Origin of the sequence: Pantoea sp. sgz302252, from assembly GCF_047713085.1 — a bacterium.
Classification (GTDB): domain Bacteria; phylum Pseudomonadota; class Gammaproteobacteria; order Enterobacterales; family Enterobacteriaceae; genus Scandinavium.
In genome coordinates, this window is sequence record NZ_JBLFJW010000025.1 from 15,211 (window position 1) to 30,207 (window position 14,997).

Consider the following 14,997-nt stretch of genomic DNA (forward strand, 5'->3'; position numbering starts at 1 on the left):
TATCACGCTCCCACTTTACGGAAAGTTAACGGCACCACGGTGCTGGCATCGTAGCGGCCAGTGCACTCAGCCACGTCGCTGGTGCTAGGCTTACAGGAGATTTCAGGCAGCGGATAACGCGAGCCATCGCTGCAACGCGCATGCCCACGGCTCTTGATCAACAACTCCCCGTTCTGATGCAGGCCAGAGAAAATATCGGCTTTGCAGACCACGTTATCGCCATGTACCAGACGAGCGCTGCCTTTGTTATTGAGAATTTGATAGCGGAGTGACAGCGGCTTACCGCTCACCGGATCTTTCACGTCAACCAGCACACGCCAGTTACCGTTGAGGAATTTGGTGGTGCCTGCACGCATCTGGTCGGCTTCCATCACCAGCGCATCTTTAGGAATGGCTGCGATAACCACTGGCTTAGGCTCAGGTTTTTCTTCTTTAACCGGTTCAGTCACGCTCGCCAGATGCAGCGGAAGGGCCGCTTTCAGTTCTGGCAGAGGCTCTGGCGCAGGCTGAACGTCGGCGGTTTGCGGTTCAACGTGGACGATTTCAGGTTCGGCAGACGTTGTCTGGCGTGGCCAGAGCAGCGGCCCGGCAATCGCGGCAACAATGACGGCGGCAACAGGCAGGCTCCACAGCGGCAGGCGGCGCAGTTTCTTTTCTGGCACAGCCATCGGCTCTGGTTCACTGACTTCTGGTTCTGAAACCACTTCAGGCACGGTTTCTGCTTCAGGTTCTACTGATGTCGTCAGGGCTAATGGGGCGGCAAGCAGCGGTTCGTCGGCGTGGCTTAAGGTAACGTTCAGCGGCTCTTCATCGGCGATCAGTAAAGGTTCATCTACAGGGAGCGTGTGCAGACAGCCAAACAGCTCCTCACGGGCACTTTCGTTAAGATTCACAAAGCCCCAGAAGGTGATGACCGGTTTGCCGTCGACCAGAAATACGTGGTTTTCGCCTGGGAATTGCAGCGCTTTTTCCAGCAGCGCACCAAACAGCTGTTGAGCGGTTTTGTCCGATTGCTGGCATTTGCGCGCCAGGCTCAGTGCGGCATCGGCCATCGTTTCCAGCTGATGCAGGGCACGGTCGCGCTGTTCGTCTTCAGCGGCCTTCCAGGCAACCACGTCGCCCTCAACCGGGGAATACCAGTCAACACGGTCGCCGTCATCGTTGACCTGCGGGATCGCCAGACACTCCACCAGAGCCTGCTGTTTGCGCAGACGCAGCGTTTCACGGATTTGTAATGCTGATGCAAATACGGCCTGGCCGCCGCCGCCCACGGACTGGAAGTCGTCCAGTTTGCCGCTGCGTAAAAGAGTTTTTGCCACGTTCTTATCCCATAGACTTTTTCACGCCTCTACTTTACGGCAGAGAACGTCAAACTAAACGGCAGAGGACAGGGCAAAAAAGGCAAATCTTCGGGCCATTGATAAGCGCCGTTTTGCTTGATTTTCGACGACACTTAAGCCAAACCAACAGCAAGGTAAGAGGGGAAAATATCGCTTCCGTCAACAAATGACCTTAGGATTATTAGAGTGTTCTCTTTTAATTAACCCCATGGTATTAGCAGGGAGATTGCGATATTCTTATTCCCACAAAAATAAAGATGTTTTACATCACATAACTATCGACGTATTCAATGCAAGTGACTCGCCACCGGCCCCCCCCGGTGGTTTTTTTTATCTTTTTAACGCTGTCGCAGAAATGGTGAAGAAATCGTCAATATCAGCGGCTTTAGCATAACCTGATGCCCTTTGGTTATTTGCCAGAATAACTGCCCTGTGCTGTGATGAAGCCTCATAGAATAAAACAATAAGGCTTATAACCATGTCTGCAACGAAAGCATTAGCTGGGAAAACGCTGTTGGCGATTGCGCTGAGCTCTGTTCTGCCCGCAGGGGCCGCCATGGCGGCGTCGAACGACACGCTGATTTACTGCTCCGAGGCGTCACCCGAGTCCTTCAACCCGCAAATTGCCAGCTCCGGCCCTTCGTTCGTCGCCAGTTCTCAGGTGTTGTATAACCGTTTGATCAACTTTGATCCGCAAAAAAACACGCCTGTTCCTTCACTGGCGACGGCCTGGACCATTTCACCAGATGGCAAAACGTATACCTTTACTTTGCGGCAGGGTGTGAAGTTCAACAGCAACAAATACTTTAAGCCCACCCGCGACTTTAACGCGGATGACGTTATTTTCTCGGTGATGCGCCAGAAAGATGAAAATAACCCGTACCATAAAGTGTCGCAGGGTAATTATGAGTACTTCACCGATGTCGGGCTCGACAAGCTCATTAAAGACGTGAAGAAAATTGATGATTACCACGTCCAGTTTGAATTAACCGAACCGAACGCGGCGTTTCTTGCTGATTGGGGCATGGATTTCGCGTCGATTCTTTCCGCCGAATATGCGGATGCGATGCTGAAGAAAGGCACGCCGGAATATGTCGACACCTGGCCTATTGGCACCGGGCCTTACGCCTTCCAGCAGTACAAAACGGATTCACTGATTCGCTATGTGGCTAACCCCAACTATTGGGATGGCGAGGTTCCGACTAAGCACCTGATTTTCTCCATCACGCCGAACGTCGAAACGCGCCTCGCGAAACTGCAAACTAACGAATGCCAGATTATCCCTGCGCCGTCACCGGTCCAGTTCGATGTGATTAAAAAGAACAAAGATCTGACGCTGCACGCGGTGGAAGCGCTGAACGTTGGTTATCTGGCGTTTAATACCGAGAAAAAACCGTTTGATAACGTGCTGGTTCGCCAGGCGCTGAACTACGCCACGGATAAAAAAGCGATTGTGAATGCGGTCTTTATGGGTTCCGGCACCGTGGCAAAATCGCCGATCCCGCCAAATATGCTGGGTTACAAGAAAGACTTGCCGGACTACAGCTACGATGTTGAAAAAGCAAAAGCCTTGCTGAAGCAAGCGGGGGTGAAAGAGGGCACGGAAGTCACTCTGTGGTCGATGCCGGTACAGCGCCCTTACAACCCGAACTCACGCCGCATCGCCGAGATGATCCAGAATGACTGGGCGAAAGTCGGTATTAAAGCCAAAATCACCACGTATGAATGGGGCGAATACCTCTCCGGAATGCGCAAAGGTGAACACGATTCTGCGCTGTTTGGCTGGATGTCGGATAACGGCGATCCGGACAACTTTGCCGACACGCTTCTGGGCTGCAACAGCATTAAAACCGGCTCCAACGCCGCACGCTGGTGTGATAAGGGGTATGATGATCTGGTCCAGAAAGCGAAGTTGACCAGCGACCCGGCGGCTCGTGCAAAACTGTATGAGCAGTCACAGGTGATATTCCAGCAGCAAGCACCGTGGATTGCGCTGGCGAATGGCAAAACCTTCTTCGCCACCCGCAGCAACGTCACCGGGTACAGCGTCAGCCTGATGGGCAGCGATTTTTCTAAAGTGAAACTGAATTAACAGGAGAGGATATGTCACATCTGGATGAGGTCAGTGTCGCGGTGGATGCCGCCATCGAAGCCGGAGTGATCAGTGGCATGAATGAGTTGCTGATTACGCTCAGCGATGACACCGCGTTAAGCCGGGATGAGCGTTTCACCCAACAGCAGCGGTTGCGCACGGCGATTGCCCACCATGGGCGCCAGCACAAAGAAGAACAGGATGCGCGTCACGAGCAGCTCACCAAAGGTGGCACAATCCTCTAAAATTTGGTGCAAACAAGCACATAATGCTCATCATCAACCCCGTTATGCTCGTAGCATGGCGGGGTTTTTTGTTGGGGAGTCAGGTATGTGGTTTTTAATTGTCACGTTGTTGCTGTCAGGGCTGGCGATACAGTATCAATACAATATGAAAGATAAGGCGCTGGTGAAGCTCTACAAAGCCAAACTGGATGAGGCCACCGAGGAGCTTGAACAGTTCCGGCAACAAGGGAAACACTGATTCAGATTACAGGGATGTTCTGATAGGTCGTGCATAGGCTGGAGGGTTAAGGCTACTTTTGAATTATGCTAATGATCAAATCGAGTGGGAAGATTATTTCAGCGGTATTACTGAGTTCTTCAATTGTCCACCAGTGATGATTTCGAATGACTTTCTTTTCGCTACTCGTCCATCCAGAGCGGTCGATTTCTGATTTATCAGCATGAATAATAAAGAAACGCTCGTCTGCAAGAACTGTCTCACCACTTGGTAGCATCATTTTGAAGTTTCTGGATGCTACCTGCGGTCCTGCTGTCGTTCTTGTTAGACCCGTTTCTTCAAACAATTCGCGCAAAGCAGCTTGCTCGTAGGATTCATTGTGTTCAAGCCCGCCACCAGGCGTTGCCCAGTATGCCTTTCCCTTCAAAGCATCATCTTTATGATAGAAATTAAAGAGCAATACCTGATTTTCAGGTGAAAGGACTATTAACCGAGATGATGGCCGAGTACGCACAATGCCCCCAATATATAAAGTGTGAACAACAATTGTTGAGATTATGAAAACATAGTTTTCATTAAAAATCGCCTAACACAGCGGCATCAACTACATTCAACTTTCGCTCCTCGCTAAAAGCCATCCCGTCCGTCCGCACAGAGCCAAAAGCGCAAGCTGCTGACCCTTTTCACAAAAATGCAGCCGTTCGGAGATTTTTCCCCACTAACAGAACGATCAGAACCTTCCATCATTGATTTCGCTTCACCTCGTATTGCAGGCACACTACGCCCGACGGGAAAACGTGACTCTTCACCAGTTTCAGTGAGGTTTTGTCTTTTATGTTTTTGAACAGGGGAATGCCTTGCCCAAGCAAAACTGGATTCACGAATAGCCAATACTCATCAATAAGGTTTTCCGCCATTAGCGCGTGAGTTGCTGAGGGGCTGCCGAATACTAAGATTTCGCTGCCCGCATTGTGCTTGAGCTTGCTGATTTCGTCGCTTAAATGGCTGCTGATGATTTGTGTATCAGGATGATTTTTTTCCGACAGGGTTGTCGACAACACCACTTTGTGGGCAGATTTATACCAACGCGAATGCGCATGGTCATGCGGGCTGGCGTCAGGCTTATCGGCTGCAGTCGGCCAGTACGATTCCATCATCTGGAAGGTGGTGCGCCCATATAAGGCGGTGTCGGTTTGCAGAATCCGTTGCTCCACGTATTCAAACAAGTCGGGGCTTATGCTTATCCAGGCCAGACTCGCCGGACCCTCAGCGGTAGAAGCGACAAAACCATCCAGCGACACATGAACAAACGACACTATTTTTCTCATGATTTTCTCTTCGATTAAGTTTTGATGACATAGCGCTGTGAGGCGCACCAGAGTTTGGGGCGTGCTCTTTGTAGGGTAGATGAATCACGCTGTCGAGGTGGTACAATCCCTGACTTTCATCATCCATTGCAGAAAAACGATGATAAATAAAATACTCGTCAGTGCTTGCCTGATGGGCTTCAAGGTTCGCTATAACGGAAGTGATAAAGCGAAGGTGATTGCTCAATTGTCTCAGTGGCAACAGGAAAAACGCTTAGTGATCCATTGCCCTGAATTGGCGGCCGGGTTGCCTGTCCCTCGTCCTCCCGCCGAAATCAAGTTTGCTGACGGCAACGATGTGATGCATGGCCGCGCCAAAATCATTGAAAATACCGGGCTAGATGTGACTGACCATTATCAACTTGCTGCCTGGTTAGCGCTACGTGCGGCCCAGGAATCGGGTTGTCGTGCCGCTTTGTTAACGGATGGCAGCCCAACGTGTGGCAGTCAGACTATCTATGATGGTTCTTTTAACAACACCCGCAAAACAGGTATGGGTGTTGCAGCATCACTGCTCCGTGAACATGGAATAGCTGTGTTCTCAGAAGCTCAGATCCCAGAGTTAATGCTTTGGATTGAAGAAAGAGAAGGGAAATCGACCGGTAGCTGAAATTATTCAGGGCAGGTCGGTTAGCTAATGATTTCACTGCTTTTCATAGAGATCCCCTTTTGATCCCGGTATCAGGATCAAAAGGGGATTTTTTTACATGTCAAAACTGCCGTCTGGCCACCAGCCACGCGCCAATCACCAGCATAATCGCACCAAAAACAGGCCCGACTAACGCCCGCCAGGGAATGCCTTGCTGACGAAGAATATCCATCGCCAGCCCACCGATAAGTTGACTGGCAACAAGCACCGCAATGGTGGTGGCCGCGCCAACGTACTGATATCCGCTGATGCTCGCAAACACGAAGAAGGAGCCGAGCAAGCCGGGAATTAACGTCCACCATTTGACGCTGGAGGCCAGTTCCTGAAAGCCGCTCAGCCCGTGCTTAATCAGCAGAATCGACACGAAAAGTACGATCCCGACCAGCGAATTGAGCAGCATCGCAATCAGAATGGTGGAGGCTGATTGCGTAATGCGCACCATCAGCGTGTTTTGCACCACCAGCCCAATGCCCGCAGCAATCAGAAAGGTGAGCGTTAATGACTGATTCATGGCTTCGCGTCCGGCTCCTGGCGCTCATCAAGCTGCAATTGCATAAACGTCAGATCCAGCCAGCGACCAAATTTGGTGCCCACTTGCGGCATTTGCGCTGTGGTCACAAAGCCCAGCGAGGCGTGCAGTTTAAGCGATACAGCGTTTTGCGATTCAATGCCTGCCACCATCACATGCTTACCAATCTGCTTAGCTTCGAGGATCAGCTGCGCCAGAAGGGCACGACCGAGACCTTTTCCCTGATGCTGAGGATGAACATAAACAGAATGCTCAACCGTATGGCGGAAACCATCGAACGCCCGCCAGTCACCGAAGGAAGCATAACCGGTGACAACGCCATTCTCCTCGCTGACCAGTACGGGATATCCTGCAATCTTACGCGCTTCAAACCAGGCGATTCGGTTATCCACATCAACAGTTTGATCGTTCCAGATAGCGGCAGTGTGCAGCACCGCGTGGTTATAAATTTCGGCAATTGCCGCACAGTCTTCACTGCTGGCATAACGAAGGATCATGGTGGCCTCAGGTGTTCACTATAGTAGCACGTTATAGATACTATAGTTCTGAGGGTGTTGACAAGTGTCCTGAGCGATCAGGCTATCAGCGTGTTATTTCGACGCTGCCGCCCTGACGCTTTATGCACTATAGTATTACGCCATGAATACTATTGAAGACACTCTCAACCAGCGCATCAGCGCTCGCATCCGTATTGAACGCGAATCTCGCGGCTGGTCGCTCAGCGAACTGGCCGAGCGGGCAGGTGCGTCGCGGGCGATGATCCATAAAATTGAACGCGGCGACAGTAGCCCAACAGCCACAATGCTGGGGCGGCTTTCCGGCGCGTTTGGCATCAGCATGTCGACGTTAATCGCCCGCGCTGAAATGCAGGAAGGCAAACTTCTGCGCCTGGAAAACCAGCCTGTCTGGCGCGACCCGCAAAGCCACTATTTACGCCGCCATGTTTCCCCGCGCAGTGATTTACCGATTGATCTTGTTCAGGTCGAGCTTCCGCCCGGGAGTGATATTCCCATGCCTGCGTCTTCTTACGCGCTTGCGAGGCAGCTTATCTGGTTACAGCAGGGAGAATTGCTGTTTATCGAAGGTGACACTCGGCATGACATGCGCGCGGGAGATTGCCTTGAGCTTGGCCCGCCGAACGACTGCCGTTTTATCAATGAATCCGAAGAACCCTGTGTCTATCTGGTGGTGCGACTGAACCATTCTGGCTCGTAATGCCAATGCAGTTCGCCCGCACAGCGACTAGTCTCAGGGAACGCTTTCACAAAAGGAGTACACCATGACTGACTCTCAGGCACGCCATCGTCGTTGGGTGCTGGCTTCCCGTCCACACGGTGAGCCGGTGAAGGAAAATTTCCGTCTGGAAGAGGGGGAGATCCCGGTTCCCGCGCAGGGGCAGCTTTTGCTGCGCACAGTTTATCTTTCGCTCGATCCCTACATGCGCGGCCGGATGAGCGATGCGCCATCGTACTCGCCGCCTGTTGAAATTGGCGCGGTAATGGTTGGTGGCACGGTCAGCCGCGTCGAAACCTCTCATCACCCGGATTTCAAGAAAGGCGAGTGGGTGTTGGGCTATGACGGCTGGCAGAACTACGCCCTTTCTGACGGGGCCGGGCTGGTCAAATTAGGTGACAACCCCGAGCATCCTTCCTGGGCGCTTGGTATAGTCGGAATGCCGGGCTTCACTGCTTATATGGGGCTGCTGGATATTGGGCAACCAAAAGCCGGTGAAACGCTGGTGGTCGCCGCAGCCACCGGGCCAGTCGGTGCCACAGTGGGGCAAATTGGCAAGATTAAAGGGTGTCACGTTGTGGGCGTGGCGGGCGGCAGCGAAAAATGCCGTTATGCCGTTGAAACCCTCGGTTTCGACGTTTGCCTTGATCACCACGCAGAAGACTTTGCTGAGCAACTGGCAAAAGCCTGCCCGAAAGGCATCGACGTTTATTATGAGAACGTGGGCGGCAAGGTGTTTGATGCCGTGCTGCCGCTGCTGAATACGTCGGCTCGCGTGCCGGTCTGTGGCCTGGTGAGCGGCTACAGCGCAACGGATTTACCCGTCGGGCCAGACCGTTTGCCGCTACTGATGGGGACTTTGCTGAAGAAGCGCATTCGCATGCAGGGCTTCATTATTGGTCAGGACTATGGTCACCGGATTGAAGAGTTCCAGAAGGCGATGGGGCAGTGGCTTCGTGAAGGAACCATAAAGTATCGTGAACACATTACCGATGGACTGGAACAAGCGCCCGAAGCCTTTTTTGGCCTGCTAAAAGGCAAAAATTTCGGAAAAGTCGTTATTCGCGTTGCTGCGGATGAGTAAAAACGCATCTGCGGCGTCACAGACGCCGCAGGTTTTCGTGCAAATTTTCCATAAGCGGCTTTAATTAATCGTGCAACAGTCAGTGGGTATGATTTGTGCGGCCTAATTAACAACCTAATAATGAATATTTATAGCCGATTGTTCCATGTTATTTCCAACACCACCCGCGATACAGGATATATCCTGCTACCGCGCAGAGTTGTTTGCTCTCAGGCCGTCACGAGAACAATGAAATTGGATACAGGAAATAGACATGCAGGATTTTGAAAAAGCACAGCGAATGAGCCTGACGACTCAGGTAGAAATCAATTTAAAAAGCGCATTAATTATTGGCGCGCTCAAGCCGGGAGCCCGGCTGGTGACGCGCGATCTTGCCGAACAATTGGGTACCAGCATCACGCCGGTGCGTGAGGCGCTGCTGCGGCTGGTTTCAGCTGGCGCTTTACACGCAACGCCCGCTCAGGCGTTTTTGGTGCCGGAGGTGTCGGAGCATCGGTATCATGAAATCAACCAAATCCGCAAAAAGCTGGAAGGCATGGCGGTAAGTGCGGCAGCCACGCTAATGACGGGGGAAAAGCTGGACTTGCTGCACACTTACGTCGAGGCGTTTCATGAAGCGAAAGCACGGGGCGATATGGAGCAGGCGCTGCAGGCGAATTGTCGCTTCCGTTTCCGCCTGTACGACTACGCTGAAATGCCGACGCTGACGGCGCTTATCGAACAATTATGGGTGCGCATCGGGCCTTGTTTTAACTATTTGCATCCGCTCTCTTGCGAGGTGTTTAAACAGCATCGTTATTATGACGATCTGCTTGGCGCATTAGCGAAAAAAGATGAAGCGGAAAGTTGTGCGGCAATTTGTAGGGCGATTGATCAAGGCGCCGCTATTTTGCAGCGCCAGTATATTAATTGATTGCGGTAATTAATAAGTATTAAGCGTGCTTATTTAAGGCACGCTTAAATATTACTGGAATGAGTAAGCTACCGATAACCCCACACCGTAATTACGCCCCGGTGCCGGTTCGTAATAACGTCCATTGGATTCATTAACAATCACCGAGCCGACATATTCGCGATCGAAGAGATTATCGATGCGTCCGAACACGTCCATATTCCAGTTACCGACACCAAATTTGTAGCCCGTGTTCAGGCCGACAACGGTCCAGGAGGGGGCTTTGGCGGTGTTTTCATCATTGGCCTGAATGTCGCTCAGATAGCGGATATCGCTGCCTGCGTACCAGCCACGCTCCGGTTCATAGCCAAACGAGGCATAACCCATATTGCGCGCGATACCCGGAATGCGGTTGCCGTTGCAGTTGGTGTCGTCGCAGACGTTGGTGCGGTAAGTCGCATCCAGCCACGTCCACGCGGCTTTCAGTTTCCAGCTTTCCCCGAACGGTTGATCGAGCGACAGTTCCGCTCCCTGACGGCGAGTTTTCCCGGCATTTTTATAGCTGGTACGTCCGCCGCTGCTGCTATCAACCACGATTTCGTTGTCAGTATCTGTCTGGAACAGTGCGGCAGTCAGCAGTCCGTTGCCGATACGCGTTTTGCTGCCGACTTCCACGGTTTCATTGGTTGAGGGCTGCAGGCCAAAGTTCAGGCCGCTTTGATCGTTCGGACGATAGGAAAGCTCGTTGATGGTCGGTGTCTCGAACCCACGTCCGGCAGACACATACACATTCCAGGCATCGGTGACGGCATATTCCAGTGACGCTGCCGGGAGCCATTTGTGGTAGCTGGCCTCGCCGCTGTCATTCCCATTGCCCGGCGTAACGTAGAAGTCGTTGGAATCAAACCACACGGAGCTATAGCGAACGCCAGCATCGAGTGACAATTTGTTCGTCAGCTGCCATTGGGTTTGCAGATACGGGTCGAGGTTCCACATCAGATTGCGTTCATTACGACGCAGAGCGCCTTGCTGACCGTACTCCGGCACGCCGTTATCCAGCACAAAGTTTTCATAACCTTTGCGCTTCTCGCTCATGTTTTCGTAGTCCAGCCCGGTTGTGAAGGTGACGGGGACCAGCAGCTCGCCGCGGTGCGTCCAGCGTGTGTCGATCCCCTGATAATGTCTGTCGAGATCGATAACGCCACCGGCGTGCGAAGGCTTGAGCTGAGGAGCCATCGGGATGGACTGATATTGCGTGGTTTGACGTTCGCCCGCGTACATCATCACGCTGAGGTCGTCCTGCTCGCTGAGCTGACGTTCGTAATGCAAACCGGCCTGGGTTTGTTTGAGATCTTTGCGGGTATTGTACTGATCGCCACGCGGGGATTGCTGCGGGTTGGCGCGCCATTCGCTGTAGCTCAACCCGCCGGGATCGTTAGCTTTAATATCCACGCTGTTAAACAGCAACGTGACTTTACTGACGTCGTTAATTCGTACGCCAAGTTTGGCGTTCGCCTGGTTTTTACGTGCGCCGCTGTGGTCGCGATAGCCGTGAGTGGAAAAACGGGAAGTCGATACGGTGTAATCCACATCGCCAGCCTGAGTGCCGTCGCCGACTGCACCGCTGGCTTTCAGGCCATAACGCCAGCTGCCATAGCTGCCGTAATAGCTGCTGGCTTCAATGGTCGTCGGCTGTTGCCCGGTTTGGGTGGTGATGTTCATCACTCCGCCGGACGAGTTGCCATACAGGGCAGAGAAGGGCCCACGCAGCACTTCAAGGGTGTCTACGCTGCCGATATCAATGTTCGAAGTTTGTCCCTGACCGTCAGGCATGGTGGCCGGAATGCCGTCGACATAAAGACGAATGCCGCGTACGCCAAACGTGGAGCGAGAGCCGAACCCGCGAATCGACAACTGCAAATCCTGGGCGTAGTTCTGTCGGTTCTGTACCTGCAAACCCGGCACCGCGTTCAGTGACTCTGAAAGGTTCACGCGCGGCGTGGCATGACGCATATCGTCGCCGTTTACCACGCTTACCGCCGCGGGGGTATCGAGCTCAGAAACGGTGGTTTGCGGTGTCGCGGAGACCACCATCGTCTGGTCGTCGGCCGCAAAGGCATCTGGCAGTGGAAGAAGCGGCAACAACAATGCCGGAAGCGCAGCCTTGCGAACGGTAATAATTTTCATGCAACTCTCGTGGTAATGAACCAAATGGAACAACGGTGAATATGTTAATTCTTATGTAAATTATTTGAAAACCATAACAGCACGTTACGTTAAATGTCGAACTGACAATGGCACATTTTTGGCGAGGCGAGGAAATAATTACTCCACATTAGCGACACTAATGATTACTATTCTCAATAACAAAATGCAGTGCTATGACGCTGCAAGCAGGAAGCATGTCGGGCAGTACCACATTTCGTATTTCAAAGGGAGTCGTCATGTCTTTACGTCACTTGTCCATGCCGCGTTTTCGCCGTTCTCTGCTGTTAACCTCTTTACTGCTTGCCTGGACGTTCAACGTTCAGGCTGCGGATGACATGCTTCGCAAAGCCGTCGGGAAAGGGGTGTATGAAATGGCCCTGAATTCACAGGAAAACGCGCTGTGGGTCGCCACATCGCAGAGCCGTAAGACCGACAAAGGCGGGGTGGTTTATCGCCTCGACCCGCAAACGCTGAATATCACCCTGGCGGTTCACAGTGACCTGAAACCGTTTGGCGCGACCATCAACAATCAGGCGCAAACGCTGTGGTTTGGTAACACCACCAACGGCACCATTACGGCGATTGACGCCAAAACGGGTGACGTGAAAGGGCGCGTGGTGCTCGACTCACGTCAGCGCAGTGAAACCGTGAAGCCGCTGCAGCCGCGAGAGCTGGCCGTGGACGAGAAAACCAACAGCGTCTATATCACCGGCGTGGGCAAAGAGAGTGTGGTGTGGGTGGTTGATGGGGCAACGCTCAGGTTAAAAACGACCATTAGCGGCACCGGGAATCGCAGTACTGCACTGGCGCTCGATAACGATGCTCAGCGCCTGTATACCGTCAGCGCAGAAGGCGAGCTGGTTACTGTCGACACCGCCAAAAACAGCATTCTGACGCGCCAGACACTGGTGGATGACGGCAAAGAGCACGCTTTCCTGAACATCGCGCTGGATAAAGCCAACCACCGCGCATACCTCACCGATTTCAAGCAGCCTGAAGTGCTGGTTGTGGATTATCGCAACGGCAAAGTGCTGGAAAAAATTGCTACCCCGGAAGGGCTGGCGATTCTGTTTAACCCGACCCGCAATGAAGTTTACGTCACTCATCGCCTGGCCGGGAAAGTGAGCGTGATCGACACCAAAACCAACAAAGTGGTGAAGACCTTTGATACGCCGCCGCGTCCAAACAGCCTTGCGCTGTCTGCCGATGGCAAGACGCTGTTCGTTAGCGTGAAGCAGGAATCAACTCGCGAAAAAGAAGCAACGCAGCCGGATGATGTGATTCGGATTACCCTGTGATGATGGAATAAGAAAAGCCGCTCGATTGAGCGGCTTTTTGATGTCAGGTGGCGCAAAACTTCTGCGGCCTGATCCCCTCTCCCCAACCCTCTCCCAAAGGGAGAGGGAGGAAATAACAGGGCAATTACTGAGAAGTTTTCTCAACCAACGCCGCATCCTGCTCGCCTTCGTGATGAACCGGCGCCGTGCTGTGGATCTCCTGCACGCGCTTGCGTACACCGAACCAGCCAGCAATCAGCAGCACCGCAATCAGCGGAATCGAGGCGATGGTGTAGGTGCCATTCGGGTAATCGAACGCCATCAGCACCAGCACGCTTAAGAGGAACAGCAGCGTCAGCCAGGAGGTGACAGGTGCGCCCGGCAGTTTGAAGCTGACATCGGCACATTTGCCTTCTTTGATGAACTTACGCAGACGCATCTGGCACACCACGATGAAGCCCCAGGAGGCGATAATGCCCAGCGAGGCCACGTTCAGTACAATCTCAAAGACCTGAGAAGGCACCAGATAGTTCAGGAAAACGCCGACCACATACACGCCCAACGTGGCCAGAATGCCTGCGTAAGGGACGTGCTGACGGCTCATTTTAGACATGAACTTCGGCGCAGAACCGCCCATCGACATGGAACGCAGAATACGTCCGGTGCTGTACAGGCCAGAGTTCAGGCTCGACAGCGCAGCCGTCAGCACCACGATGTTCATGATGCTGCCGACATACGGCACGCCAAGTTTAGAGAAGAAGGTCACGAACGGGCTTTGACCGGCCTGATAGGCATTCCACGGCAGCAGCAGAACCAACAGCACCACGGAACCGACGTAGAACAGACCGATACGCCAGATAACGCTGTTAATCGCTTTTGGCACCATGGTCTGCGGATCTTTACATTCCCCAGCGGCGGTACCCACCAGTTCGATAGAGGCGAATGCAAAGACGACCCCCTGAACCAGCACCAGCGCAGGTAGCAGGCCATGCGGGAAGAAGCCGCCGTTATCGGTTATCAAATGGAAGCCAGTCGCGCCACCATCCAGCGGTTTACCGGTTCCAAGGAACACAGTACCCACCACCAGGAAGATGACAATCGCCAGCACTTTCAGCAGCGCAAACCAGAACTCCATTTCGGCGAACCACTTCACGCCGATCATGTTCATGGTGCCGACAATGGCCAGCGCGCCAAGGGCAAACACCCACTGTGGCACGTCACCAAATGTGCCCCAGTAGTGCATATAAAGGGCAACCGCCGTGATATCGACAATCCCGGTCATCGCCCAGTTGACGAAATACATCCAGCCCGCGACATAGGCGGCTTTCTCGCCCAGGAACTCACGGGCATAAGAGACGAAACTGCCGCTTGAGGGACGGTGTAACACCAGTTCGCCCAGCGCACGAAGAATAAAGAAGGAGAAGATACCGCAGACCAGATAGACGATAGCGAGGGAAGGGCCAGCCATCTGCAAACGCGCGCCTGCGCCGAGGAACAGACCGGTGCCGATAGCCCCGCCGATGGCAATCATCTGAACGTGACGATTGCCCATCGCCTTGTTGTAACCCGCTTCATGCGAGTTCAGCCAGCGGCGCTTAGCTGCGTGATGCTCCGCCGCGCTGTTGTGTTTTGTGCTCATTGTAATAACCCGATTAACCTGTCATTACCCCAATCAGGGGCCCAAAAAAATGCCGCAGCGTTAACGATTGCGCGGCAGCACATTGTTCTGGCTTTCTCAGCATTCTGACGTAGAGATAAGGCAAAACATGGCGCAGCATCCTACCTGCAAATCATAAGCGACGCAAAACTTACAGGTGCGCAGAGTGACGAAGATCGCCCCTTTTTGTGTGGTCAGATCTGCTTC

General features: G+C 53.0%; 15 protein-coding genes. 8 read left to right on the forward strand and 7 right to left on the reverse strand.

Annotation, left to right across the window (positions count from 1 at the left end; genetic code table 11):
• Window positions 1-2: 2 nt before the first annotated feature.
• Complete coding sequence (locus ACLW56_RS17710) at window positions 3-1,319, reverse strand: SrfA family protein (protein WP_330985054.1); 1,317 nt, start codon at window positions 1,317-1,319, stop codon at window positions 3-5.
• 499 nt (window positions 1,320-1,818) lie between these two features.
• Here ACLW56_RS17710 and ACLW56_RS17715 point away from each other — a divergent pair, with 499 nt between their 5' ends.
• The 3 genes from ACLW56_RS17715 to ACLW56_RS17725 all read left to right on the forward strand — a co-directional run bounded on the left by ACLW56_RS17715 (window position 1,819) and on the right by ACLW56_RS17725 (window position 3,915).
• Window positions 1,819-3,432 (forward strand): ABC transporter substrate-binding protein, encoded by a 1,614-nt coding sequence (locus tag ACLW56_RS17715; protein WP_330985055.1) that lies wholly within the window; start codon window positions 1,819-1,821, stop codon window positions 3,430-3,432.
• A gap of 11 nt (window positions 3,433-3,443) precedes the next feature.
• Window positions 3,444-3,677, forward strand: coding sequence for a YdcY family protein (locus ACLW56_RS17720; RefSeq protein WP_330985056.1), 234 nt, complete (start codon window positions 3,444-3,446; stop codon window positions 3,675-3,677).
• Window positions 3,678-3,762: 85 nt separating this feature from the next.
• Entirely contained in the window at window positions 3,763-3,915 is a 153-nt protein-coding gene (locus tag ACLW56_RS17725; protein WP_330985057.1) for a hypothetical protein, read from the forward strand.
• Between the two features lie 52 nt (window positions 3,916-3,967).
• Here ACLW56_RS17725 and ACLW56_RS17730 read toward each other — a convergent pair whose 3' ends face one another.
• The gene (locus tag ACLW56_RS17730) at window positions 3,968-4,408 is read right to left on the reverse strand and encodes an NUDIX hydrolase (RefSeq protein ID WP_330985058.1); all 441 of its coding nucleotides are present in this window, start codon (window positions 4,406-4,408) and stop codon (window positions 3,968-3,970) included.
• Window positions 4,409-4,637: 229 nt separating this feature from the next.
• The gene (locus ACLW56_RS17735) at window positions 4,638-5,270 is read right to left on the reverse strand and encodes a dihydrofolate reductase family protein (RefSeq protein WP_330985059.1); all 633 of its coding nucleotides are present in this window, start codon (window positions 5,268-5,270) and stop codon (window positions 4,638-4,640) included.
• A 91-nt stretch (window positions 5,271-5,361) separates the two neighbouring features.
• On the opposite strand from ACLW56_RS17735, the gene ACLW56_RS17740 reads away from it, so the two are divergent.
• Window positions 5,362-5,871, forward strand: a complete 510-nt coding sequence (locus tag ACLW56_RS17740; protein ID WP_330985060.1) for a DUF523 domain-containing protein — start codon at window positions 5,362-5,364, stop codon at window positions 5,869-5,871.
• A 100-nt stretch (window positions 5,872-5,971) separates the two neighbouring features.
• Here the strand turns inward: ACLW56_RS17740 and ACLW56_RS17745 are convergent, their stop codons facing one another.
• Together ACLW56_RS17745 and ACLW56_RS17750 are read right to left on the reverse strand one after the other, a co-directional pair.
• A complete protein-coding gene (locus tag ACLW56_RS17745) occupies window positions 5,972-6,421 on the reverse strand; it encodes a DMT family transporter (RefSeq protein ID WP_330985061.1) in 450 nt (149 codons plus the stop codon).
• Entirely contained in the window at window positions 6,418-6,936 is a 519-nt protein-coding gene (locus tag ACLW56_RS17750) for a GNAT family N-acetyltransferase (protein ID WP_330985062.1), read from the reverse strand. Before ACLW56_RS17750 ends, ACLW56_RS17745 begins: the two co-directional genes overlap by 4 nt.
• A gap of 142 nt (window positions 6,937-7,078) precedes the next feature.
• Here ACLW56_RS17750 and ACLW56_RS17755 point away from each other — a divergent pair, with 142 nt between their 5' ends.
• The 3 genes from ACLW56_RS17755 to ACLW56_RS17765 all read left to right on the forward strand — a co-directional run bounded on the left by ACLW56_RS17755 (window position 7,079) and on the right by ACLW56_RS17765 (window position 9,669).
• Window positions 7,079-7,654, forward strand: a complete 576-nt coding sequence (locus ACLW56_RS17755) for a helix-turn-helix domain-containing protein (protein WP_330985063.1) — start codon at window positions 7,079-7,081, stop codon at window positions 7,652-7,654.
• 64 nt (window positions 7,655-7,718) lie between these two features.
• On the forward strand, window positions 7,719-8,756 hold the full coding sequence (locus ACLW56_RS17760) for an NADP-dependent oxidoreductase (RefSeq protein WP_330985064.1): 1,038 nt from the start codon (window positions 7,719-7,721) through the stop codon (window positions 8,754-8,756).
• 253 nt (window positions 8,757-9,009) lie between these two features.
• A complete protein-coding gene (locus tag ACLW56_RS17765) occupies window positions 9,010-9,669 on the forward strand; it encodes a GntR family transcriptional regulator (protein ID WP_330985065.1) in 660 nt (219 codons plus the stop codon).
• 51 nt (window positions 9,670-9,720) lie between these two features.
• Here the strand turns inward: ACLW56_RS17765 and pqqU are convergent, their stop codons facing one another.
• The gene (gene pqqU, locus ACLW56_RS17770; RefSeq protein ID WP_330985066.1) at window positions 9,721-11,835 is read right to left on the reverse strand and encodes a TonB-dependent receptor PqqU; all 2,115 of its coding nucleotides are present in this window, start codon (window positions 11,833-11,835) and stop codon (window positions 9,721-9,723) included.
• Between the two features lie 257 nt (window positions 11,836-12,092).
• Between pqqU and ACLW56_RS17775 the strand changes: the two genes are divergently transcribed.
• Window positions 12,093-13,154, forward strand: coding sequence for a YncE family protein (locus ACLW56_RS17775; RefSeq protein ID WP_330985067.1), 1,062 nt, complete (start codon window positions 12,093-12,095; stop codon window positions 13,152-13,154).
• 124 nt (window positions 13,155-13,278) lie between these two features.
• Here the strand turns inward: ACLW56_RS17775 and ansP are convergent, their stop codons facing one another.
• Window positions 13,279-14,772, reverse strand: a complete 1,494-nt coding sequence (gene ansP / locus ACLW56_RS17780; protein ID WP_330985068.1) for an L-asparagine permease — start codon at window positions 14,770-14,772, stop codon at window positions 13,279-13,281.
• Between the last annotated feature and the right edge of the window lie 225 nt (window positions 14,773-14,997).

Excerpts from the sequence above, each read along its gene's own strand:
- ACLW56_RS17715 (WP_330985055.1), top strand. The coding sequence starts at position 1,819 with ATGTCTGCAACGAAAGCATTAGCTGGGAAAACGCTGTTGGCGATTGCG.
- ACLW56_RS17720 (WP_330985056.1), top strand. The coding sequence starts at position 3,444 with ATGTCACATCTGGATGAGGTCAGTGTCGCGGTGGATGCCGCCATCGAA.
- ACLW56_RS17725 (WP_330985057.1), top strand. The coding sequence starts at position 3,763 with ATGTGGTTTTTAATTGTCACGTTGTTGCTGTCAGGGCTGGCGATACAG.
- ACLW56_RS17740 (WP_330985060.1), top strand. The coding sequence starts at position 5,362 with ATGATAAATAAAATACTCGTCAGTGCTTGCCTGATGGGCTTCAAGGTT.
- ACLW56_RS17745 (WP_330985061.1), bottom strand. The coding sequence starts at position 6,421 with ATGAATCAGTCATTAACGCTCACCTTTCTGATTGCTGCGGGCATTGGG.
- ACLW56_RS17750 (WP_330985062.1), bottom strand. The coding sequence starts at position 6,936 with ATGATCCTTCGTTATGCCAGCAGTGAAGACTGTGCGGCAATTGCCGAA.
- ACLW56_RS17755 (WP_330985063.1), top strand. The coding sequence starts at position 7,079 with ATGAATACTATTGAAGACACTCTCAACCAGCGCATCAGCGCTCGCATC.
- ACLW56_RS17760 (WP_330985064.1), top strand. The coding sequence starts at position 7,719 with ATGACTGACTCTCAGGCACGCCATCGTCGTTGGGTGCTGGCTTCCCGT.
- ACLW56_RS17765 (WP_330985065.1), top strand. The coding sequence starts at position 9,010 with ATGCAGGATTTTGAAAAAGCACAGCGAATGAGCCTGACGACTCAGGTA.
- pqqU (WP_330985066.1), bottom strand. The coding sequence starts at position 11,835 with ATGAAAATTATTACCGTTCGCAAGGCTGCGCTTCCGGCATTGTTGTTG.
- ACLW56_RS17775 (WP_330985067.1), top strand. The coding sequence starts at position 12,093 with ATGTCTTTACGTCACTTGTCCATGCCGCGTTTTCGCCGTTCTCTGCTG.
- ansP (WP_330985068.1), bottom strand. The coding sequence starts at position 14,772 with ATGAGCACAAAACACAACAGCGCGGCGGAGCATCACGCAGCTAAGCGC.